The organism is Hoylesella nanceiensis DSM 19126 = JCM 15639, from assembly GCF_000379965.1.
GTDB classification, from domain to species: Bacteria; Bacteroidota; Bacteroidia; order Bacteroidales; family Bacteroidaceae; genus Prevotella; species Prevotella nanceiensis.
The window spans coordinates 178428-203123 of record NZ_KB904328.1; the positions used below are offsets into that span (position 1 = coordinate 178428).

Here is a 24696-nt window from a genome sequence, read left to right on the forward strand (position 1 = left end):
TCGTTTTAGTAACCTAACTTTTGTAGCACCTCATTGCTAATGTCTATCTTTGGCGATGCAAATATAATGCCTGCATCAGACGCTCTGTCGAGAACAAGACTGTATCCTCTTAGCTCTGAGATTTCTTTTACTACATTATATATCTCTTCTTGCAATGGAGCTATTAACGCTGTGCGTTTCTTAAAGAGCTCTCCTTCTGGACCAAAGTATTTTCTTTTTAACTCAGAGGCTTCTTTCTCTTTCTTCATTATCGCATCTTGCTTTGTCTTTTTTTGCTCTTCTGACAAGAAAACGACTTCGTTTTGATAATTCTTATACATTGTAGCTGCCTCGGTATTCAATGCTTCTACCTCTGCTTGCCACTTCTTACTCACTTGGTTTAGCTGCTCGTTTGCACGCTCATAAGCTGGCACATTCTTTAAAATATACTCCATATCAATGAGCGCAAACTTCTGTGCTGAAGCACTAATTGCCATAACAAGCAATGTAAGTGATAACAATATTTTTTTCATTATACGTTTCCTTTCTTTTTTAATGATGACGAACTAAAGTATAATATCTTTTAGAATTCCTGTCCTAAGATGAAGTGGAACTGTCCACCACCTTTCTTTCCGGTAGTGTCTTTGTCGAAACCATAAGCGTAATCGATACCCATTAAGCCCACCATTGGTAAGAAGATACGAACTCCAAGACCTGCAGAACGCTTCAAACTAAATGGATTAAACTTCTTAGCATCATACCAAGCATTACCTCCTTCGACAAATCCTAGACCATAGATAGTGGTGTTTCCTAACATAAATGGATAACGAAGCTCGAGTGTTAAGCGGTTATATGCATACGCACCACTACGAGATCGGTTGTTATCTACAGCTACTGGGGTGAGTGATCCATTCTCATAACCACGCAATCCCACTGTTTCTGTAGCATAATTGCTTGAATATCCACTCATACCATCACCACCAACTTCGAATGTTTCGAATGGAGATTTGTTGTATTTGTTGAAGCTTCCGAGGATACCAAACTCAACTCTTGTCATCAATACGAAACACTTCGTACCGCTTGTAAGGGCTGTATAGGTCTTACTCTTAAACTTCCACTTGTGATATTCCACCCATCTATACTTCTCTTGTTGCTCTTGTTCGTATGTTTTAGAATTAGAGTTCACAGCAAGATTCTTATAATCTTTCTTGAAGATAGACGACCATGGTGGTGTGATAGATACCGAAGCGGTAAACTCTGAACCACGTCTTGGGAACAATTGGTTATCTGTTGAGGTACGACTTAACGACAAGTTGAAATTCAAGTTGTTTGCATTTCCGTTTGTCATCAAGAAGTATCGCCAGTTCTTTAACGAGTAACGGGTGTACGATAGCTGTGCAGACAACATGAAATAGTCATCTGGCCAACGTAAACGACGACCCCAACCGAGTGACACACCGAATAGAGTTATATACTTATCTGGGTCATAAAAACTCTCATAAGAGTTGCGTCCGTAAACCGAAGAACCGTATAAATAGTTGTAATAGTTATCCGCATAACTTCTATTAAATTGATTGCTGGCGATATCTGTCTGCTTAGAGAAGTACGCACTCACGCTAAATTGCACTGGACGTTTGCCTCCAAACCAGTTAGTTGAGTAGCTTGCGTTATACGATTGGTAATATCTACCATTGGTTTGAGCACCTAACGCCAACTGTTCTCCATCACCAATAGGAAGCAATCCACGGTGTTCTTTATTCTTATTAAAGAGGTTACGCATAGAGAAGTTGTTGAGTTTAAGTCCCACTCTACCGATAACACCTGTCTGACCCCATCCTAATGAGAACTCAACTTGGTCACTTGACTTCTGTTGTAGGTTCCAATTGATGTCTACAGTACCGTTTTCTCCATCTGGTTTAACGTCTGGTGACACCTTTTCAGGATCGAAATGTCCCATTGAAGCCAATTCTCTTGCAGAACGCATCAATGCTTCTTTAGAGAAAAGGTCGCCTGGTTTTGTACGCAACTCACGACGAATTACATTTTCATATAAGCGGTCATTACCATTAATTCTTACGTGGTTGATATACGCTTTGGGACCTTCTATGATGCGCATCTCTAGATCTACGCTATCACCATCAATGTTTATCTCTGTTGGTTGAAGGTTATAGAAGATATAACCAGAGTTCCAATAGAGGTTACCCACAGCATCTTCGTCTTCTGTTAGACGTTTATTCAAAAGCTTTTGGTTATACACATCGCCCTTTTTCATACCCAAAGTAGCTTCGAGTTGATAAGTAGAATAAACCGAGTTACCCACCCATGAGATGTTACGAAGGTAGTATTTCTTACCTTCATTCACCTTAATTGCGATGTCAACGTGCTTAGAATCGTAGTTCCAAACGCTGTCTTCCACGATATAAGCATCTTTATAACCTTTCTCGTTGTATAGAGCTATCAGGTTTTGTTTATCTTTTGCCCATCTTTCAGGGGTATATTTCTTAGCCTTTAAGAATGAAGATAGCTTACCAGCTTCGTGAGTTTTAGCGAAAGCACCTTTGGTAAACAATCCACCTTTAATACGTTTTGCGCTTATTTCTTTATTGCCTTCTAATATAATTTGGTGCACCTTCATTTTCTCTTTCTTGTCAACTGTAATGTCAAGTATCACCTGATTCTTATTAGAAAGGTCGTCGTGCTGTGTAATTACAACGTCAGCATCTTTAAATCCCTTTTCATCAAAGTAGCGTTTTGCTAATATTTTGGCACGATCGATCATATTTGGGGTGATTTGTGCACCCTTAAGAAGACCCAATTTCGCCTCCATATCATCTTTTTCTGACTTTTTCAAGCCATAATAGTTAATTACAGAGACTCTAGGTCGTGTTTGAAGATGAATATGAAGAAATACTTTATTACCAACAATTGAATCTGCAGAGATCGAAACATTTGAGAAAAGACCATGTTTCCAATATCTTTTTATAGCATCGGTAATCTCTGTTCCAGGCACAGAAATAGTCTGTCCCACTGATAAACCCGATATACCTGTAAGCATATAGTCTTCATAACCTTCGACACCCGAAGTGACTAAACCACCTATTTCGAGTGTTCTTGGGGCTCCAGCGTAATTAATCTCGGGATTAACCACAACATCTTGACCCATTGCTCGTGCCACAACAAGGGTCGATGTAAGTGCCGATAATATTATCTTTCTTATATTAGTCATCTTAATATATTTTTCTCTTTTTATATTCTTTTGATTGAATTCAATTGTAAGAAGATTGCTTCTTCTTGGCAATGTTCATCAAGTAGATTGAAAGTGAGGCCTTTAGCTCTTACATTCGTTTTCTACTTGCGCTTCTGTTTTACCGAATCTACGTTGTCTTCCTTGATAATCTGCAATGGCTTTATGCAGGTCTTCCTCGTTAAAGTCAGGCCAGAACGTATCGCAGAAATACAGTTCTGAGTAAGCAATCTGCCACAATAGATAGTTAGAAATACGTTGTTCGCCACCTGTTCTGATAAGAAGTTCAGGGTCGGGCATAAAGAATGTCTCCATATTTTGCGACAACATCTCTTCCGTAATATCGTTTATTGCAATTTCACCGCTTTGCACTTTCGTTGCAATACGCTTTGTTGCTTCTGTAATTTCCCATCTCGAAGAGTAGCTAAGTGCCACAACCATGGTCATTGCACTATTTTTTTCGGTATGAAGTTCAGTTTCTCTCAGTTTCTGTTGCACAGTCTCTGGCAAACGACTCATATCACCTATTACTCTAAAGCGAACGTTATTCTTCATAAAGATCTCGTCTTCTAACGAAGATAACACAAGTCCCATCAACGCAGCTACTTCGGTTTCAGGTCTGTTCCAGTTCTCAGTTGAGAAAGTATAAAGGGTTAAGTATTCAACACCTAACCTCACACACTCTGATGTTATGCGTCGAACTGTATCAACACCTGCTTGATGTCCATAGCTTCGATCTTTGCCTTTTTGAGTCGCCCAACGACCATTTCCATCCATAATAATGGCTATATGGCGTGGAACACGTTGCTTGTCAAGGTTGAAACTTTCCATTCTTTATCTTTTTGCTTTTATTTATTGAGAAGAAAGAGCGTTTCTATTCTCTACCACTCTCACGTCTTTTTATTCTTTATTCATCATCGTTATGACATGTTCGGCATTTAGCTGCAAAGCTATAAGTGAGACTTACTTGCAGAACTGAATAGCTATCGGTGTTTTTAAACATTCCCGACGAAGCAATGCCATAAGGGTCTTTCACTCCATCTAACCCATCGCTTAGGGCAAAGTGCATTGCCCATTGAAGAGACAAGTTGGTTCTTTCGCCCAATTTATACTTCAATCCAAGTCCTAAAGGGATATTAGCCGTGAATACATTCTTGATGTTTGATTTCACATAAGTAGCTCCAAGACCACCTAATATATAAGGTGTAAGTCTGCGAGCACCTCGATAATCCTGCCCAGTTCCATAGGGCCAGAAATTATATTCGTAAACAGCCGACAGGTCGAACACTTTATTTTTGAATGTGTACACATTATTATAATAGGGGGAGTAGAATGTTGCCAAACCCTCAGAACTGCCCTTTAGTGTTCCAAATGTAGCCTGAACGCCCAATGCCATATAGGGATTTAACACCCTTTTCAGAACGATTGACGCTGCTGGTTGTTGGTTTTTCAAGACACTTCCATTGAAGTCGCCTTGATAACTCACCAAACCTACGCCTGCACCGATCTCCATTTTATATTCATCATCACTCTGAGCATAAGCTGTTAGGGCACAAAGCGCCATCAACAAGCAAAGCAAGCGTTTTTCGATGAATATCTTCATAGGCATAGACCAACCTGTTTGTTTTATCTTTTAAATGTCTTTTATTTCACGAATTTTCCTTGAATACCTTTGTAAACCTTACCTGTTGTGCCATAAACAAGCCACAAGTAGTTATCGGTATCCACTGCCATTGCCACTTGAGAAGTAGCGTTTGCAGATAGACTTGCAAGCTGAATATCAGTGCTTTTTGACCATGTTGCACCCAAATCTTTACTTACATATAGACTTTGCACTTGCTTATTGCTTGTGCCTGAAACAGCTTCTGCGCCTGTTGCCAATAGCACTTGACCATATTGAGCTACCTGCATGTTGATCAATTCGGGTAGTCTATTACTGCTATTACTGGGTATTCCGAAGAACGACCATGCGTTGTTCAATGCGCTATTACTGCTATCTACGACCTTACTCCAAGTCACTTGCTTTTGAGTTCCGTCGCCTATATTGTTCGATAGGTTTCCAACCACCACCAAGCTACTTAGTGTTGGGGTACTTGCTATCTTGTTTTCAAATCCAAATATGTTAACACTTGGGAAATTATTCTTATTGCTGTCGAGTGTTTCCGCTGTCCATGTAGCACCATTGTCGCTACTTCTTAGCACTTCGTTAGAAGCATTTAAACCATAAAGATTATTGCTATCAGCCGCAAACAAACGTGTAACCGAGGTTGAACCAACTGCAGTCCATGTGGTAGCATCGCTACTCTTGTAGATAATTGTGCCATTGATTGAGAAAAGAGTGTTACCCTTCTTCACCACGTTTTGTGCAAAGTTAGCATCGAAAGTGATGTTAGGCGAAATGGCTGCCCATGTTTTTCCATCGCTTGTAGCGGTTGAATAGGCTTTCACAGCACTGCCGTTCACACCGAAAACAATCATTTTGCTATTAAAGTTCACCATTCGCATACCTGTTAAAGCAGCCAAATTGGTGTTACTTGTCAATTCATTTTTCCATTGAAAGCTGTCTGGTTGAGCTGTTAGCACATTCAACTTCAACTTGTAAGTACGCTTGTATGTGCCATTACTGCTATATACCAACACCTCACGCTCAGTGCTTAAGTCGAGCGTATCGGTTGAGTTATAATAAACAGGCTCGTTTGTTTTAAGGTCTTTTAGATACACAATACCGCCATAACGAGTAGTAAAGTTACCTAAAAGCTTCTTTGTATTGGTGCCATAAGGCAACGCTTCGTTGTTATAAATCGTGTTTTCTAACTGATTTATACTGAATTGTATCTTGGTAGGGGTAATTTGTTCAAAGTAAACACTATCCTTATCACCTGCCTTTGTCTTTGTATATTTTGTTACAGTAGCTTGAGTTACACTGAAACCAACTATCGCAGTGTCATCGTATCCTTCAAATTCTGTACCCTCACTTTTCACACATGAGGTCATAAAAGCTACTGCCGAAAGCAGCATAAAGAATGGGTATGCTATTCTTTTCATTACGTTTCTTATTATATTCAGATTGCAAATTTAATGAGAAATCTGCAAATAATAGGCATATTTACTATTATTATATGCAAAATATTAATAACTTTCTATTTTAAACTGCTTTTTGTTTATAGTTATAGCCAAAACCATTGCTTTTTATTAAAATATTTACTGTGCAACAAAAGCAGTGCTTTTAGGTTGTAAAAGCATTGATAATGAGACATAAAAGCATACAAATTGGGTGACAAAAGCAATGCTTTTACCACCCAATTAAAAAACTTTCGTACTACGACAAAATATTATCTTTTTATTTCACACATTGCACTTGCTATTTAAAGTGAGCATTTTTGCATTCTAATTCGCCCTTCAACTCACTGCAAACACTGCGCAACGGCACTTTGAATGTTTATTTTTTATCGCTCATAAAGAATTCAAGTGTACCTCCATTCATGATATCTTTGTAGTCGATATACCAGTTTTTGTAGGTCTTACCATTGAGTTTTATGCCCTTGATATAAATGTTTTTATCGCTATTGTTATGTGCAATGATGGTGAATGTTTTGCCATTGCCCACGTTTACGTCTACTTTGTTGAACAAAGGAGAGCCGAACCAGTAGCGACCATCAGCGGGATCAACTTGATACATACCCATTGCTGAAAGAATATACCATGCAGACATCTGTCCAACATCTTCGTTTCCGCTCAATCCATCGAATGTATTTGTGTATTGAGTGCGCATCACTTCACGAACACCTTTTGCGGTTTTATAGTTCTGTCCCACAAAGTCATACATGTAAAGGATGTGATGACTTGGCTCATTTCCGTGTGCATACTGGCCAATTAAACCTGAAATGTCGGGTGAAGCGTCCTTACCTAAATCGCCTTCTACCACAAATAGCGAGTCGAGCTTATTAACAAAGCGATCTTTTGAACCGAAAAGTTTTATTAAACCAGGCACATCTTGAGGCACAAGCCATGTATATTGCCATGCATTTCCTTCGGTATAATCGTCGTTTCTGTGACTTGATGCAAATGGATTGAATGGCTCTCTGAACTTACCATTAGCCACTCCACGCATAAAGTTGGTTTTCTTATCAAAGTAATGGTGATAAGATTTGCCTCGTTTATCAAAGTAGTTAAAGTCGTCTTTATAGCCTAAAGCCTTTGCAACCTTAGCAAGTGAAGCGTCGGCAATAGCATATTCGAGTCCTTTTGCAACGGTTTCGTAGGTAGAATCGCTGTTCCAGGGGATATAACCATATTTCTTTAGATTGTCAAGTGAACGTTCATCGAGCATTGCAGAAGCCTTCATTGCATTGTAAGCAGCCTTCTTGTCCACATCAAAACCTTTCAAAACGATGTCTGCCAACACTGGAATACCAGGGTTACCAATCATACAATCGGTTTCATTTCCAACGAGATGCCACACTGGAAGTTTACCTTGCTCATTGAAAATACTGATGAATGTTTTGGCAATATCTTTTTGTTTCTCTGGGTGAATGATTGTTGCAAGTGGGTGCCAAGCACGATATGTGTCCCAAAGAGAGAAGATAGTATAATTGGTAAAGTCACCTTTATGCACCTTTCCGTCGGCTCCTCGATACTCACCATTAACGTCACTGAAGGTCGAAGGCGAGAACATTGAGTGATAAAGACAGGTATAGAACACTGTTTTATCATTGTCGTTAGGTGTTGATACATTAATTTTTGAAAGCTCATCATTCCAGCTTTTGTCTGCATTTGCAGCCACTTCGTCGAAGTTCCAGCCTGGAATTTCAGCCTTTAAGTTTGCTTTTGCATTGTCGATGCTCACTGCCGACAAGCCAACTTTAACCAATAATGGCTGTGGATTGTGTCCTACTGAAAACACACCAACGCTGTCTTGCTCTGTTTTTACAAGTTGAACGGGTTGCGAAAACTCTGCTGCAAAGTACACTTTTTGGTCTTTTGCCCAACCAGTTGAATATCTATAACCTGTTACAAGCTTATTGTTTTCTTGTGAGAACTTACATTCTGTCATCTTATCCCAGCCAATTCCTTGTGCAAGGTTGATCTTGATAAGAGCCTCTTTGTTAGACAATGGGAAGGTGTAACGATGCATTCCCACACGCTTTGTTGCGGTTAATTCTACCAAAATCTTACTATCTCCAATGCGAACAGTGTAGTATCCAGGACGAACATACTCGCCATCGTGAGAGAATTTCACTGTATAAGCATCTTGATCATAGGTTGGAAGGAACGAAATATCGCCCAAATCACCAATACCTGTACCGCTTAAATGGGTGTGAGAGAAGCCTCTTAACACAGAATCTGTGTAGTGATAGCCAGAACACCAGTCCCAACCTCGGGTGATTTGAGTGGGTCCTAACTGCACAAAACCAAAGGGAACGTTAGCTCCAAGGAACACATGTCCATGCCCACCAGTACCAATGTAGGGGTTAACCCACTGTGTATAACAGTCTTGTTTGTTGCTTGCTTGTGCTTCATTGCTATGTCCTGCCGCTGCAAAAAGAGCGAAAGCAAAAGCACACGAGCTAAAAATCGTCTTCAACATAATTCTTATTTATCTTTATTCTTATTATTATTTCTTCGTCAATAAGTCGTTGATCTCAAATTCAATGCGTTCTTCTTATTTTTAGGTAGCAATGAGATTAACAGCTACAAAGATAACGAAAAACTTGATAATAATCAAACAATTGCACAACATTTATAAGCTATTTCGGGCGATTTTTACTCCTCTTTTTCTGCATCTATTTTTCTATTGATTTTTAGGTACTTTTTTATTGCAAATAAGGTGTATTGAACTTGAAACACTGCTTACACGCTCTTCAAAGACCATAAAAATACTTAAACACCTCATTTACAGCGCATTTACAAACAAAAAGAACGAATACTATTTGCTTTTGTTGCGTTTTGTGTGCGCAAACACAAGGTTGATTTTCGTCAATAAATACACGTTTTAAGAATATTTTTTGGTGTTTTTCTTGCAAACAAAATTGCATTGTCGTAACTTTGCATCGTCAAAAGGTTAATAGATTGTTTAGGTTAGTAGTAATAGATTTATGTTTTTAGTTATTAGTTAAGGTAAAAACAGGATTGTTTAACAGGAGAAATGGAGGTCGAGAGATTTTCATTTATCAAGAAAGAAATTAAAATTGTTAAACATAAAAAAACGCCATCGCTCGTGTAGAGTAATGGCGTTTTCACTTATATATAGGTTAAGTAGGTCGCTAACCGAAAGCAATTAGATCTCAATCATTTACTCTTCGCAACACAAAGGCAAACAGAACGTTTTGCAAAAGCATTGCTATTGGTTTGTAAAAGCATTCCTTTTACACCGCAAAAGCATTGAGATTGCTACATAAAAGCACTACTATTGCAACACAACACGTCAGCTTATATATTCCAACCCCTCACCTTTCCCTTTTCAACTCAAGGATAATTCGACGTAAAAGTAAGGCAAACACGATTAAAAAGCGATATCTTTTTGATCTTACTTTATTCTCTTTTTTTACTTCTAATCCCATCTTTTTCCAACGAGAAAGCACCACCCAAACAGCAAAAAACTCCTTATTTTCTACCCAAACCTCTCCCTTTTCCTCCTAATAACAACGCTTTTCTCACTCTCAAACAGACATACAACCAACAAAAAGCAGAACGAAAGGAACACAAGAGCTGTTCTCTTTCTGCATTTATTCATCGAAAATACGAATAATTAATCCTTTAAAAGCGTTGTATTTGCGATGCAAATCGTAACTTTGCAATATCATGCGCATTCTTATTATCAATACAAGTGAAAAGACAGGGGGCGCTGCTGTTGCCTCGAACAGATTGCTTTCGGCTCTGAACAACAACGGAGTGAAAGCAAAAATGTTGGTACGCAACAAAGAAACTGAGAATCTTTCGGTTGTGAGTTTGCCTCACTCCCTAAAACAAAAGTGGAACTTTTTGTGGGAAAGGTTCTGCATTTTTCTTCATCTCCACTTATCAAAAAAGGGCTTATTCGATATTGATATTGCCAATACTGGATGCGACATCACCCGCACAAAGGAATTTTTAGAAGCTGACATCATTCATCTTGAATGGATTAATCAAGGTATGTTGTCGCTTAAAAACATCAGAAAGATTATCGAAAGCGGTAAACCTGTGGTGTGGACAATGCACGATTTGTGGCCTGCAACGGCTCTTTGCCACTATGCACGTGGGTGTATTGCGTTTAAAACAAGTTGCAAACGCTGTCCATTGTTGCCTCATCACGGCTCTTTGAACGACCTTTCGGCTCGCATTTGGGCGCAAAAACAAAAGACTTACAGCAAGGGTAGAATTCATTTTGTGTGCTGTTCGAACTGGCTTGCACAACAAGCAAAGCAAAGTGGCTTACTAAAAGGGCACAGCATTACATCTATCCCCAACCCAATAGACACACATATATTTCACCCTATCAATAAAAATGAGGCTCGAGAGGCTCTTTCTCTGCCTAAAGATAAGCACATTTTATTGTTCGTTTCGCAAAAGGTTACAAACGAAAGAAAGGGTGTTCACCACCTAATCGACGCTATTAAGGAGCTAACTGCACTGCACCCTCAACTAAAAGACACGCTGGCTGTTGCCCTAATGGGCGGAAGTGCAGACGAGGTGGCATCGCAATTGCCTGTTGAGACTTTCTCTTTGGGTTATATTAGCGATGACAAAACGCTCGTAAACGCTTATAATGCTGCCGATTTGTTCGTTATTCCATCGTTAGAAGACAATCTTCCTAATACCATTATGGAGGCTTTGGCATGCGGAATTCCTTGCGTTGGATTCAATATTGGCGGTATTCCTGAGATGATTACGCACGAGGTGAACGGCTATATCGCTCTTCCTAAAAGCGCAAAGAGTCTTGCTCAGGGCATTCACTGGGTACTTTCTCACCCTAACAAAGACGAGTTGGCACACCAAGCGGTGGCTAAAGTCAACCAAAACTACTCGCAACAGGGCGTCGCTATGCGCTATATCAACTTATATAATGAGGCTCTTGCTCGAAAAATTTACAAACTATGATTAGCTTTTCTATCATCACTTGCACTTTTAATGCACAAGATGTGTTGCAAAGAACGCTCGATAGTGTGGCGCAACAGACGTATAAAAACATCGAACATCTTATTATTGATGGGGTTTCTCGTGACGAAACTCTATCAATGGCACATGCTTACGAGGCGAAAATAAGTAGTTCTTCGGAGCCATATAGCATTAAAATTGTGTCGGAAAGGGACAAAGGTTTATACGATGCGATGAATAAAGCGATTCAATTGGCGAGCAACGACTACATTGTTTTTATGAATGCGGGCGACACTTTCAAGGATATTGACACGCTTAAAACGATTGCTTCGTCGGTGAAAGAGGGCGAGTTGCTGCCAGGTGTGTTGTATGGCGACACGGATATCGTTGATATGGAGGGCAAGTTCTTGCGTAAACGCCATCTCCAAACGCCTCAAACGCTTACTTCTAATTCGTTTAAACATGGTATGTTGGTGTGTCATCAAGCTTTTTATGCACTCACTTCGATTGCTAAAACCACACCTTACGACTTGCAATATCGCTTTTCTGCTGACGTGGATTGGTGTATTCGTATCATGAAAAAGAGTGAAGAGGAGCATCGTGCGTTGCGTAATGTGAATGCTATTGTTGCGAACTTCTTGGACGGTGGACTAACGACTGCAAATCACAGAGCATCATTAAAGGAGCGTTTCAGGGTGATGTGTCATCATTATGGCTGCATCACTACTACCTTTATGCACCTTTGGTTCGCTATTAGAAATGTGTTGAAACGCTAATTTTCAAGGTCTTTTTCTATTCTTTTTCGCTGCTTTTATTTGCTTAAAGGTGGTTATTTCTTCGTGTCCTTTATATTATAATAAGGTGAAAGCTATGTTTTTTGCTTGTAAAAGCATTGCTATTACGTGCTAAAAGCAATGATATTCGAGGGTAAAAGCTATGGTATTATGCCTTATGAGAATTGGTATTTCATCTTCAAAAGAATAAGATTGCACTTCATGTGGAATGTTATTACACCTTAAAAGCACTGCTATTATGCCTCAAAAGCTATGCGGTTGCAAAGGAAAAGTTAAGCGGTTGCACCGAAAAAGGTGACTGATGATAACAAAAAGGCAAAATAAAAAGCCCCTTAGAAACATCGTTCTAAAGGACTTTCCCCTTTTTATTTTTACATTAAAGTCTCTATCTTACTTTTGAAAGAACATTCTTTTAAGGTATGTTCTCATTCATTTCAAGTTGCCATTTCATTCTCTTCTAAAAACTCAGGCACCCTTCTTGAAATCAACTGGCACCCCTTATGAGTAGCGAAGGACACGACCTGGGCGCAAATGTTCGTTCTTTTTGAGGTTGTTTAGCTCACAAAGTTTGTCAACAGTAACGCCACGTCGGCGAGCAATTGAGTACAATGTTTCTCCTGCAGACACAAAGTGATAGCTGCGATCTCCATCGTCTTTCTTCTCAGTTGTTTTGGCTTGAGCCATTTCTCCACGTACTTCTGCAGGCGAATAGCTGCCGTTTCCGATCTTACCTCTTAGCTTAGTTGCTTCTTCCGACTCGCTATTGTAAGTACTTTTGTTAAACACATAGTAGTCGCCTGTTACGTCTTGAGCTTTAAAGTCGAATAGAAGTGCAGGATTAAGTGCCACCCCACAGAGGCGAGTTTCAAAGTGCAAGTGTGATCCAGTACTACGACCTGTGTTGCCACCAAGGCCAATTACGTCTCCAGCTTTAACGTCTTGATTCTCTGAAACCAATTGTTTTGAAAGGTGACCGTATATTGTTTCGAGTCCATTTGAGTGACGAATAACAATATATTTACCGTAACCACGCCCTTCATAAGCCACCATTCGCACCTTACCATTAAACGCTGCGCGGATAGTATCACCGATATAAACTTTTATATCCAATCCTTTATGCGCACGACCCCAACGTGCTCCGAAGTTACTTGTAACGACTCTACTGGTTGTGGGCATACAGAAATGACGCAAATTAATTTTGAAAGTGTCTGGAAGTGCAGTCTGACGATGAGCAAATTTGTTGTTCCAATCATCGTAAAGTTGCGCTGCAGGCGATTGAAGATTTTCTCTTATTGCAATGCTTTTCATAACAAGTGTATCTACAGCCTTCATCTTTCGATCTACAGGAGCTTGTCTTGCAAGTAGATCTTGAGCGTGAATTGCGTTCGAAGAGAGAAGCATTAACGTTCCAAGAGCTAAAGTTTTAAGTGTTCTTTTTAAAGTCATAGTTATTCTTTTAAGTGATACTTCATGCCCTAAAAACAAAGAATTCAAGGCAAGTTCATCAACTATTGCAACAACACAAAAGACACAATAGTCTACTGATAACCGCACAAAGGTAAGGAAAAAAGCTGGAAATTGCTCTTAATCAAGAATTTTTTATTACTTATTTAACTTTTTATTGTTTTTCAATTAAATGTTTCAATTCGGCAAAATTCAAAGTCGAAAAGTAACGAATTGTATTATTTCCAACACCAAGAGCTATCTATATTCAATCAAAAGACGTTAAATTGAGCTTTCAACACCATAATATAATACACGTTTTTTAGTGCAAGTTAAAGGACAAAAAAGCCTCTTTTGCTCCTTTTTACACCTATATTATATAGAGAAAGCGGTGATTAGACATTGAAAACCAATAAGAAATACCTCACAAAAGCATTAACTAATCGACGCCCAATCAATGGTAGCTTTCTTCATTTCCTTTAGTCTTTGCCACAACATCGCATACTCTGGCTTATCAAAATGCTCGTCATTCTCCACCACTCGTTGTGCTTCATTGCGTGCCATTTGCACCAATTGACCATCACGAGCAATGTTAGCAATCTTCAAATCGAATGCCATTCCACTTTGTTGCGTTCCTTCTAAATCGCCAGGACCACGCAATTTGAGGTCAGCTTCAGCGATTTGGAATCCATCATTGGTTGCACACATAATGTCGATGCGTTTCTTTGTGTCGGCACTTAGTTTGTAGTTCGTCACCAAAATGCAGTAAGATTGGTCGCCACCACGCCCTACTCGCCCACGAAGTTGGTGCAATTGCGACAAACCAAAGCGCTGAGCTTCAAGTATAACCATAACAGTTGCGTTAGGAACATTCACTCCTACCTCGATAACTGTTGTGGCAACGAGAATCTGAGTCTCGCCTTTTACAAACCGATTCATTTCCTCTTCCTTCTCTTTAGGCTTCATTTTGCCGTGCACCTTACTCATTTTGAAGTTTGGAAACACCTCTTTCAAGTTCTCAAAGCCCGTTTCCAAGCTCTGTAAGTCCGTCTTTTCGCTTTCCTTAATCAATGGAAAAACAATGTAAACTTGCCTTCCTTGCGCCACTTGTTTGCGTATTCCGTCGTAAAGCGAAGCCGTTTGAGTGTCGTATTTATGAATGGTTTCGATGGGTTTTCTACCTGGTGGCAATTCATCTATCACGCTAACGTCGAGATCTCCGTATATAGTCATCGCCAAAGTGCGTGGAATAGGCGTTGCAGTCATCACCAAAACATGAGGCGGTTGTGCGCTTTTTGCCCACATTTTAGCTCTTTGAGCCACTCCAAAACGATGCTGTTCGTCTACCACAGCCACACCTAATCGAGCAAATTGAACGCTATCTTCGATCACAGCATGCGTACCAACGAGAATCTGAACCTCTCCTTTTTCAAGTCGAGTAAGAATGTCTTGTCGCTTTTTTCCTTTCACAGTGCCCGTCAACAACTCCACTTGCACATCTAAGCCCTTTAAGAATGAGGCGATAGTTGTGAAGTGTTGCTCTGCCAATATCTCAGTAGGAGCCATCAAACAAGCCTGAAAATCGTTGTCAATAGCAATGAGCATGGTCATCAAAGCAACGAGAGTTTTGCCCGATCCCACATCGCCTTGCAACAAACGGTTCATCTGTCTGCCCGTAATCATATCGCTCCTAATTTCTTTCATCACTCGTTTTTGAGCGTTGGTGAGCGGAAATGGCAAGTTGTTGGTATAGAATGTGTTGAAAAAGTGACCAACCTTTGGAAGGAGATAGCCACGATATTTGCGACGATGTTCGGTTGAATAGCGAAGAATATTGAGCTGAACGAAGAACAATTCTTCGAATTTTAGACGCAATTGAGCATTCTGCACATCGGTTAAAGAAGTGGGATAGTGAATGTTTCGGAATGCTTCATAACGTGAAACAAGATGCAAACGCTCGGTGATAAAGGCGGGAAGGGTCTCTGGAAGGGCCTCTTCTGGAATTTTATCTACCAACATTCGGGTAATTTTCTCAATGGCTCTCGACTGCAATCCTGCCTTTTTCATCTTCTCTGTGGTGATGTAATAAGGCTGCATACGCATGGTTTCGATTTGCACCTCGCCCACTTTTTCGATCTCAGGGTGAGTAAATTGGTATCGTCCATTATAGAAAGTGGGCTTCCCAAACACCAAATATTCGTCGTTTAAATTATAGGTCTTGCGAATATATTGCGCTCCTTGAAACCACACCAAGTCTACAACTCCACCCGTTGAGCCCCTAAAATGCGCCACAAGTCGTTTGCGTCGTGGACCCATTTCGAACTCTTCAAAGCTCAAAATACGTCCTTTAATCTGCACGAAAGGCATGTCGCCCGTTAGCTCGTGCACTGCATAAATCTTACTTCGGTCTACATATTTGTATGGATAATACTCTAAAAGGTCGCCCCAAGTCTTTATTCCCAGCTCATTACTGAGAATCTCTTTGCGCTTAGGTCCAACGCCCTGAAGATACATAATGTCTTGTTCTAGAATATTACTCATTATTGTTCTTTATCTTATTGATTATCAACTGCTTCACAAAAGCTATCCTATTACACTTCAAAAGCAATGCTTTTAGGGTGCAATATCAATGCTTTTAGCAGGTAAAAGCACTGTTTTTATTTTGAGGTTTCTATCTTATTGGTTTGAAAAGAGATGGAGATTGGTTCTTTTATAGTTCGTTATTCAATACTGCCGAAGCCACAATGATGTCGAAAGGAGTGGTGATTTTGATGTTTTCTCGATTGCCTTCTACCGAGAATACCTTTTCTCCTAAGTGCTCAACTACCGATGCATCGTCGGTGAAAAGAGGATTGTAAGGTTGCTCATAGGCCTTTTTCAACAGCTCAACACTAAATGTTTGGGGTGTTTGAACAATGCTATAAGCACTTCGATCCACGTTCTTTTCTTGTCCATCTTTATAGGTTTTGCGCAAAGAGTCTACCACTTTCACCACAGGAATAACGGCTTTGCAACCTGATACGGCATCGAAACAACGCTGAATGGTATCTTTCGACACCAAAGGACGCACGCCATCGTGTATGGCAACATAATCGTTTGCACCGCCATCTATGGCTTTTAAGCCGTTTAAAGAGGACTCAAAACGAGTTGAACCACCATCAACTACCGTGTGTTCAATGTCGAAATGATAGTCGGAACATAAGTTACTCCAATATTGTTGCTGTTCTTTTGGCAACACAACAACAATCTTTATCTGTGCATCAAAAGCCCTAAAACGCTCAATAGTGCGCATCAATATGGGCTTATTGCACAACAACATAAATTGTTTAGGAATGTCATTACCCATTCGAATGCCCTTTCCTCCTGCCACAATAATTGCATAATTCATTGTTGTCTCCTTTCTTTTGTGATGCGTTATTACGATAACAAAGTTATTTAAAACTTACTTATTTTCCAAATTTTCTATCATTTTGTATCGAATTGCATCGAAAAGACGATTTGAAGAGCTTTTATTTTGGAAGAAAAAGAGACGACGAATGATTTTTCATACCATTCTAATTAACGTTTAAACGAAACCGGGTTGAATTATAGTTTTCTTTGCATTTATATGGTTAATTTACGTTACTTGAAAACCAAAGCGTTTTATTTATTTTCCTTAAGAATCCCTTTTTATCAGTATTTTGAAAATAACTTTCCTCAAAAATCACCTTTTTTTCTTCAGGATTATTGACACATCAATTACCAAGCACTCTGCATCTTTTATCTAAAATTGCACTAAAAACGCACAAAAACTGGTTTTAACTGTTGATTTTCAGTTGTTTTTGTTCAATGTTTTTTGCATTTTATTAACCCCAAAACCATAGTACTCAACCATTTTAGGTTGTACCTTTGCAATGCAAATAAACGAAAGATTGAATAGTAAAACTGCTATTTAGGATATTTATTTCTATCAGGATTATATTTAGTATTTATATATTATAGGATAAATTGAGGTCCTTTTTAAACGTAAAATTATATTTAGTGATGAAAAAAAATTATGTTTCGCCTTTCACAAAGGCACACACATTAACTGAACCACTTACCCTTTTAGCGGCAAGTTCGTGCGGAAATGTTAACACAAATCCATCAGTTAATCCTAATAAAGAAGAAGATGAAGATCTTGATTTCATGAATTCTGGATCTCCAACAATGACTATTACTTAAATCTTTGAATGCTTTTAGGGCGCAATGCCTCGAAAGTTATAAAAAGATAGATATCTCATTACATTCGCCTTGTACCCCTTTTCTTTTATTATATAATAGGTACACGAGCGCAAAGAACTAACAAAACAGAATTAAACCCACAAAAAAGAAATGAAAAGAAATATTCTAACTAAAGGAATTCTTTCTCTTATTGCACTTGGTGCGCTATGCTTTACAACTGCATGTAGCGACATAGACAACGTTAAAGAAGACGGTAATACTTCTAAAGGATTGCGTTTTACCGTTACAGATATTCAGGTTTCGAAAGAAGCTTCACTACCTCAAAGATCTGAAAAGTCGGTATATGAAACCCAAAGAATCGCATTTCAAAATGCTAACGGCTTAGATGTTTGTATCAAAGAAACTACTGTTGAAGGTGTAAACGCTGTTCAACAACAAGACAATGGTACTCGTGCTGAATTGAAAACTTCGATAGATAAAGACTTTAGTGTATTCGCTTCGAAAGACGGAGGCAATGCTGCTGACTTCATGTTCAACGCTAAAGCAAGAAAAAATGGATCGCTTTATCAAGCCATTCACTGGACTCCTAGAAAGGCAGGAAAGCTCCAATTCCATGCAGTTTATCCACTTTTAGATGCTTCTAACCCACTACAAGTACTCCAACCAACAACAAACGACGGTACAGCTCCACGCATTGAGTTCACCGTAAACAGCGATATTAAGAAGCAAACCGACTTGATGTTGGCTACAACAAAGGTGCTTACATTTAGCGAAACACAAGCTCAAAACGTAGACTTAAGCTTCAATCACGCTACAACTGCTATTCGTTTCAAAGTGGGAAACAAGCTTGGTTATAGCTTAAAGATCACTAAGATCGAAATAAATAACGTGTATGGCAAGGCTGATCTCGACATAAAGACTGGCACTTGGAGCAATCATCGCAACAAAACAAGCTTCACTTTTACCCCAACCACACCTATTTCAACAGCTTTAAACATTGGTGCTATCATCACAGGAGGTGAAAATACATTCCTAATGATACCTCAAACACTTCCTGCAGACGCTAATATTAAGATCTATATCGAAGGTAGAGATCCTCTAACAGCTGCTATTGGAGGTAAGGTTTGGACTTCTTCTACAACCAAAACTTATGGTATCACTAATGATGATGTGCGTGATTGGGACTACACTTTCGAAGTATCTGTAGACCATGATGCAATCGCTTACAATGCAGGAGGAAACAGTTTCAAGATCAAAAGCTTCCGTCATTTGAAGGGATATAGCGGTACTGACCGTGATCTTCCAGTGAAATGGCAATACCTTGGCTATAGTATTAATGGCGGATTAAGCTGGAATGAGGGTACAGACAACTTCATTACAGCTGTTACAGAGAATGGTGTTGGTGCCGTAACAGACCAACCTGGCGTTGTAACTATCAACAATCCACTTATTGATATGAGAGCTAAGAGAATCGAACAGATGCGTCAAGCAACCCAACCTACAGGCGTTAAAGACCTTTCTCTCGATGAAAATGGAAGACAATCAACAGCTAACTGTTATGTCATTACAGCTCCTGGAACATATAGTTTCCCTCTTGTTTATGGCAATGCAATAAAGAATGGCGTTAAAAATGAGAGCGCTTACAAGGTGACTAACTTACTAAATGGATTTACTTTAACCAACTTCCAAGATTCAAAAGGTAACATATCACAACCTAAGATCAATGGAGTTAAGAAGGTAGAGATGGTTGAATTGAATGAAACAGGACTTATTACTGATCTTCAAGGAAGCACTTCTACAGGCGAAGTTACATTCAAAGTGCCTCAAGCAAACCTTAAAGAAGGTAACGTTTTAATACGTGCATTGGATAATAACGACAAGGTTTTATGGAGCTGGCACCTATGGTTTACATCAGAAGATGTAATCAATACATCAACAAGTTACTTCGCTTTAGAACCATTAGGCTACAGACATACCAAGTGGGAAAAGACAAGTTACGACCAAACTCGTACCATTACACTTAAGTTTAAGAACGAAGTTGGAACCATCATCACTAAGTCTTTCACCATTTCAGCATTCGAAGACCGTCAAGGAACAGCTCCTTATTATCAACATGGACGTAAAGATCCATTCGTACTTGGCAAGATTACATACCAACCAAATGCTTATTACCAAGGAATGACATTGAAAGAGGCTGTGGGTGCACCACTATTGATGGCTAATGCAAGACGTTTTGAGAACTCAATGCCTAAAGGTAACTGGGATTGGTGTAAAGATACCGATAAAGATAGAACTTATTTGAATCTTTGGTCGACCAATAATACAACCGATGGATTCATTGATGGCAATGTAGTTAAGACTGTTTACGACCCATGTCCTGCTGGTTTCCACATGCCAAAGGCGCAAGAGTTCACGAAAGTTAACAATGGAAACAACCACAAAAAGGTGTTTGCTCCTAACTTACAGATATTACATACAGACCTTCAAAAGCTGCAAGATAGAAAGAATGGTAAGGGTCTTTATTGGACAGCAGAACGCTACTTGCGTAAACAATCATCAGTTCAGCCAGAAGACTTGGCATACTTCGGATGTATGGTATTGGCTACCGACAACACATTTGAATATCACAACGCTGGTATTCCATTGTTTATGAACATGCAATTTGGTTTGCCTATCCTTCCAATTAAGGACTAAATAGATTCAAATTCATCGTAAAAAACGAATTTAAGAAGTTTCACTTCAAATAAATCTCTAAGAAAACGGCTGCATCTTGTTATGGGGTGCGGTCGTTTAATTTTATCTATCACAACTCATCATCAATGCACCTCTATATCAACACCTTATCACTCGTCTCGCAAAAGCATAGCTATTGCAGTGCAAAATGAGTGCTTTTACCATTCAAAAGCAATGCAATTACAACCTAAAAGCAATGCTTTTAGCTGGCAATAAAAGAACATCTGTCAAGATGTAAAGGAGAGAAAAGGGAAAAAGCACGCTTAGAATAGACAATAAAAAGACGTTTTTTGCGTTGCTTCAACATCATAAGGACAACAGAATAATCATTTAAAACAAAGAAATATGAACAAAATGTACCAATCAATTAAATACCTCTTATTTTCGTTTTGCGCTATTTTCGCATTCGCATTAACGCTTATTTCTTGCGGAAGCAACGACGATTTAAAGGGCTTTTCAAAAGATGATGATACTGTAATAGTAGGTTCTAATGGTAATCATTTCACCATTCAGTTGGGCAAGAACAGAGCAGATAAAGACTATTATTATTTCGAAATTCCTAAAACAAGTAATGGAACTGAGATTGATCTCACTGTTGCTGGCGACTGGAAGGTGGAACATAGCAACAAAATTGCAGATCACGGAACAGGAACTGTGTTTGAAAAAGGAAGTAAACTCTACGTTCAACTCACCAACAAGAACAACATTAAGATCGAATACAATCTGATATATAATAATGGTGGCACCACTCTTTCTGGAGAATACAAAGGTAAAACCACAACAAGTAGCTCTTTCAATTTCTCGTTCCAATAACTCTTTACACTCAACAAGAAAGAATTCAAACTGAAAAGAAGGGAGAGATACATTCTATAAGAAAACAACTTAGGTAGATAGAATATAAAAACGAGCAGACAACATTGAGTTGTTTGCTCGTTTCTTTTTATGTATTGCTGTTGCAAATTCTTGGTATATCAACGGCAACCTGCTCAGATTTTCTACCGAATAGTCACCGCTTTAAGAGCTGATTTACATATATCCCAACCAGCGAAGAATGTCGTTCATATTGGCAACAATCATCAATAAGAGAAGAAGTCCTATGCCAATATACTCTGCTATGATAAGGAATTTCTCCCCAGGTTTGCGTCCTGTGATCATTTCATATAGCAAAAAGAGAACGTGTCCACCATCTAATGCAGGAATAGGAAGTATGTTCATGAATGCAAGAATGATGCTTAAGAAAGCTGTCATGCTCCAAAACATATACCAATTCCATTCTGCAGGGAACATAGATGCAATAGAACCGAAGCCTCCAATGCTCTTTGCTCCTTCGCCAGAGAATAGGTATTTCATATCACCTACATAGCCCGAAAGCACCTTCATGCCGTGTTTTACACCTGCAGGGAAGCTCTCTAAGAAGCCATAAGAAATGTGAGTTACTTTATAAGTTTGCATAATTGAACCTGCAAAGATACCCACTTTGGCGTCTTTTGTGAGGGTGATGGGCACTTGTTGCACTGCGGTGTCACCTTGATGAACAAACGAAATGGTTGCTTTTAGAGCCTTTGCGCTATCTGAAGGATTCTTGGTTGATGCCAATACGTCGGCAATTCTGCCTGTAGCCTCAACGAAATCGTTATACGAAGCAATTGGAGTGTCGTTGAACTTCACAATCTTATCGCCTGCTTTAATTCCCGCTTTAGCTGCTGGTGAGTCTGACATTACGCTGTCAACTGTATTGGGAATAAACACATCTACAAAGCGAGGTGTAGACTTAATCATATCTAATAGGTCTAAATTGCCTGGCATTGTCAAGCTAACCTTTTGACCATTACGAAGCACATCTACTCGTTTTGCTGTTGCAAGAGCACGATAAGTGTCGGCATCAAGGCTCTTAAAGGCTCCTAATTCGGTTCCTACCAAGATGTCACCATCGTGAAAACCTAAGGCTTTTGCTTCGCTATTGAACTTCATTCCATGAGTCATATCGCTTGTTTTCACAAACTTATCGCCCCATGTAAACATAATCATTGAATAAATGAACAATGCAAGTAGGAAGTTAACCATCACTCCTCCAAGCATAATAAGAAGGCGTTGCCAAGCGGGTTTACTTCTAAACTCCCAAGGTTCGGCAGGCTTTTGCAACTGTTCGGTATCCATACTCTCATCCACCATACCTGCTATTTTGCAGTAACCACCAAGTGGCAACCAACCTACTCCATAGCGGGTGTCGCTGTTTTTGGGTTTAAACTCGAACAAATGGAACCAAGGATCGAAGAAAAGATAGAACTTTTCGACCTTAACACCAAACAAACGAGCAAAGAAGAAGTGACCTCCTTCGTGCAATAACACCAGCAATGAGATGGCGAACATAAACTGTAAAAGTCGTATAAGGAATATTTCCATGTCTTATTGATTTATCGTTAATATTTTAATTGTTATTGAGTTGCGTTGCACCTGCATGGCGGCTGTCGGCGTGACAAACCGTTATTACCAGGAAAACAACGTGAATTTCTACTACAAAATTTATGCCTAAGCAATGCTTTTTACAATGAAAGCAATTCTATTGCCTTTCTTCTTGCCTCTAAATCGGTTTGAATATAGGTTTCATAAGAAGGATTGGCGTCGAACGAAACGATGTTCATTGTCTTCTCAATCACCTCTGCAATCTGCAAGAAAGAGCAGGCATCGTTTCTAAATGCCTCGTTCACTATTTCGTTAGCAGCATTTAAGATGCAAGGCATATTTCCTCCTTTGCGAGACGCTTCGTATGCCATTGCAAGGCAACGGAACTTCTCTTGGTCGGCAGGAAAGAACTCTAAGCAGTGATTAAACAAGTTCAATTCTTCGCCTTTCAATGTAATTCGGTCGGGATAAGTAAAGGCATATTGGATTGGAAGGCACATATCGGGCACTCCGAGCTGCGCTTTTACCGAGCCATCAACGAACTGTACGGCACTATGAACAATAGATTGTGGGTGCACTAACACTTCTATTTGGTCTACATCTACCCCAAATAGCCACTTCGCCTCTATCACTTCGAAGCCTTTATTCATCATAGTAGCCGAGTCGATGGTGATCTTTGCACCCATATTCCATGTTGGATGTTTCAAAGCATCGGTCTTTGTTACATGCAAAAGCTCGTCGGCTGTTTTCAAACGGAATGGACCTCCGCTCGCTGTTAATAAGATCTTGCTGATAGGATTGTTGCCTTCGCCTACTAAACACTGAAAGATTGCAGAGTGTTCGCTATCTACTGGCAAGATAGGCACATTGTATTGAGCGGCTAATGCGCCAATAAGTTCGCCTGCAACAACAAGTGTTTCTTTGTTGGCAAGACATATCTTTTTGCGTGCTTCGATTGCTTTTATGGTTGGAGAAAGACCCGAAAAGCCCACCATTGCAGTGAGTACGAGGTCTATTGGCGCTGCTTGCACCACCTCATCTATGGCTTCTTTTCCTGCATAAACCTTTATTTCAGGGCAATCGTGCAATAGTTCTTTTAGCTCGTCATATCGCTCTTCGTTAGCAATAACAACGCTATCGGGGCGAAACTTGCGGGCTTGTTGCGCCAACTCTTCTACTCTATTGTTGGCAGTTAGGCAATATACCTCGAACAAGTCGGCATGTTCTTCTATCACTTTAAGCGCTTGTGTTCCGATAGAACCAGTGGAACCAAGTATGCATATTTGCTTTTTCATTATTCTAAATCTAATATACCTTGTGGCAAGGTCACTTTTATTGTCTTCTTATCGGCATCTACTTCTTTTATAAACTCTTCGGAAGCAGGAATAAGAAGCTCGTTATTTTGATGGTCTTCTACAACAAATAAGGTGTTAATGGTGGTTTCATCAACATCTACTATGGTGCCTATTACATTGCAAGACTGCGCATCAACCAACTGAAATCCAATGATTTGAGCCCAAGAAAGCTCATCGGTTAACTCTTGAACTAATTCTCTTGGGAAGAAAACTTCGCATCCTGTGAGTTCTTTTGCACGCTCTTGTGAATCGATATTCTCGAACTTTATCAATGCTGTTTCATTGCTCTTAAATCGATATTCCTCCATAAAAAAGGGCACAAAGATGCCTTCTATCTTCAAAACAAGATAGTCGGCGTCTACTCTATCGAATGCATCATCAGTGAAAGACATCGACACTTCGCCTTTAACTCCATGCGGTTTGCCTATCACTCCTATTCTATATACGCTCTCTTCTCTAATCATTTTAT

The 24696-nt window shown here is 39.5% G+C and carries 17 protein-coding genes; 5 read left to right on the forward strand and 12 right to left on the reverse strand.

The window, feature by feature from the left end:
• Positions 1-5: 5 nt before the first annotated feature.
• The 6 genes from A3GM_RS0103835 to A3GM_RS0103860 all read right to left on the reverse strand — a co-directional run bounded on the left by A3GM_RS0103835 (position 6) and on the right by A3GM_RS0103860 (position 8810).
• The gene (locus tag A3GM_RS0103835) at positions 6-512 is read right to left on the reverse strand and encodes an OmpH/Skp family outer membrane protein (RefSeq protein WP_018362070.1); all 507 of its coding nucleotides are present in this window, start codon (positions 510-512) and stop codon (positions 6-8) included.
• Positions 513-562: 50 nt separating this feature from the next.
• Positions 563-3205 carry a BamA/OMP85 family outer membrane protein gene (locus tag A3GM_RS0103840; RefSeq protein WP_018362071.1) on the reverse strand — a complete coding sequence of 881 codons (2643 nt, stop codon included), beginning with the start codon at positions 3203-3205 and terminating at the stop codon, positions 563-565.
• Between the two features lie 102 nt (positions 3206-3307).
• Positions 3308-4054 (reverse strand): isoprenyl transferase, encoded by a 747-nt coding sequence (locus tag A3GM_RS0103845; protein WP_018362072.1) that lies wholly within the window; start codon positions 4052-4054, stop codon positions 3308-3310.
• A gap of 76 nt (positions 4055-4130) precedes the next feature.
• Positions 4131-4832 (reverse strand): type IX secretion system protein PorG, encoded by a 702-nt coding sequence (gene porG / locus A3GM_RS0103850; RefSeq protein WP_018362073.1) that lies wholly within the window; start codon positions 4830-4832, stop codon positions 4131-4133.
• A gap of 35 nt (positions 4833-4867) precedes the next feature.
• Positions 4868-6268, reverse strand: coding sequence for a DUF6242 domain-containing protein (locus A3GM_RS0103855; RefSeq protein WP_238299269.1), 1401 nt, complete (start codon positions 6266-6268; stop codon positions 4868-4870).
• A 394-nt stretch (positions 6269-6662) separates the two neighbouring features.
• Complete coding sequence (locus tag A3GM_RS0103860; protein WP_018362075.1) at positions 6663-8810, reverse strand: GH92 family glycosyl hydrolase; 2148 nt, start codon at positions 8808-8810, stop codon at positions 6663-6665.
• Positions 8811-10024: 1214 nt separating this feature from the next.
• Between A3GM_RS0103860 and A3GM_RS0103870 the strand changes: the two genes are divergently transcribed.
• Together A3GM_RS0103870 and A3GM_RS0103875 are read left to right on the forward strand one after the other, a co-directional pair.
• Positions 10025-11299, forward strand: coding sequence for a glycosyltransferase family 4 protein (locus A3GM_RS0103870; protein ID WP_018362076.1), 1275 nt, complete (start codon positions 10025-10027; stop codon positions 11297-11299).
• A complete protein-coding gene (locus tag A3GM_RS0103875; protein ID WP_018362077.1) occupies positions 11296-12072 on the forward strand; it encodes a glycosyltransferase family 2 protein in 777 nt (258 codons plus the stop codon). The genes A3GM_RS0103870 and A3GM_RS0103875 overlap by 4 nt, the downstream gene beginning before the upstream one ends.
• A 516-nt stretch (positions 12073-12588) precedes the next feature.
• Here the strand turns inward: A3GM_RS0103875 and A3GM_RS0103880 are convergent.
• The 3 genes from A3GM_RS0103880 to A3GM_RS0103890 all read right to left on the reverse strand — a co-directional run bounded on the left by A3GM_RS0103880 (position 12589) and on the right by A3GM_RS0103890 (position 16921).
• On the reverse strand, positions 12589-13536 hold the full coding sequence (locus A3GM_RS0103880) for a peptidoglycan DD-metalloendopeptidase family protein (RefSeq protein WP_018362078.1): 948 nt from the start codon (positions 13534-13536) through the stop codon (positions 12589-12591).
• A gap of 432 nt (positions 13537-13968) precedes the next feature.
• On the reverse strand, positions 13969-16074 hold the full coding sequence (gene recG / locus A3GM_RS0103885) for an ATP-dependent DNA helicase RecG (protein WP_018362079.1): 2106 nt from the start codon (positions 16072-16074) through the stop codon (positions 13969-13971).
• Positions 16075-16243: 169 nt separating this feature from the next.
• Entirely contained in the window at positions 16244-16921 is a 678-nt protein-coding gene (locus tag A3GM_RS0103890; protein WP_018362080.1) for a 2-C-methyl-D-erythritol 4-phosphate cytidylyltransferase, read from the reverse strand.
• 635 nt (positions 16922-17556) lie between these two features.
• On the opposite strand from A3GM_RS0103890, the gene A3GM_RS0103895 reads away from it, so the two are divergent.
• The 3 genes from A3GM_RS0103895 (at position 17557) to A3GM_RS0103905 (ending at position 21282) form a co-directional block, all read left to right on the forward strand.
• Positions 17557-17736, forward strand: coding sequence for a hypothetical protein (locus A3GM_RS0103895; RefSeq protein WP_018362081.1), 180 nt, complete (start codon positions 17557-17559; stop codon positions 17734-17736).
• A 150-nt stretch (positions 17737-17886) separates the two neighbouring features.
• Positions 17887-20430, forward strand: a complete 2544-nt coding sequence (locus tag A3GM_RS0103900) for a fimbrillin family protein (RefSeq protein ID WP_018362082.1) — start codon at positions 17887-17889, stop codon at positions 20428-20430.
• A 384-nt stretch (positions 20431-20814) separates the two neighbouring features.
• A complete protein-coding gene (locus A3GM_RS0103905; protein WP_018362083.1) occupies positions 20815-21282 on the forward strand; it encodes a hypothetical protein in 468 nt (155 codons plus the stop codon).
• Between the two features lie 213 nt (positions 21283-21495).
• Here the strand turns inward: A3GM_RS0103905 and rseP are convergent, their stop codons facing one another.
• The 3 genes from rseP to rimM form a co-directional block, all read right to left on the reverse strand.
• Complete coding sequence (gene rseP / locus A3GM_RS0103910) at positions 21496-22872, reverse strand: RIP metalloprotease RseP (protein WP_026216115.1); 1377 nt, start codon at positions 22870-22872, stop codon at positions 21496-21498.
• A 140-nt stretch (positions 22873-23012) separates the two neighbouring features.
• Positions 23013-24167: a 1-deoxy-D-xylulose-5-phosphate reductoisomerase gene (locus A3GM_RS0103915; protein ID WP_018362085.1), complete on the reverse strand. Its 1155-nt coding sequence runs from the start codon at positions 24165-24167 to the stop codon at positions 23013-23015.
• Positions 24167-24691 carry a ribosome maturation factor RimM gene (gene rimM / locus A3GM_RS0103920; protein WP_018362086.1) on the reverse strand — a complete coding sequence of 175 codons (525 nt, stop codon included), beginning with the start codon at positions 24689-24691 and terminating at the stop codon, positions 24167-24169. Before rimM ends, A3GM_RS0103915 begins: the two co-directional genes overlap by 1 nt.
• Between the last annotated feature and the right edge of the window lie 5 nt (positions 24692-24696).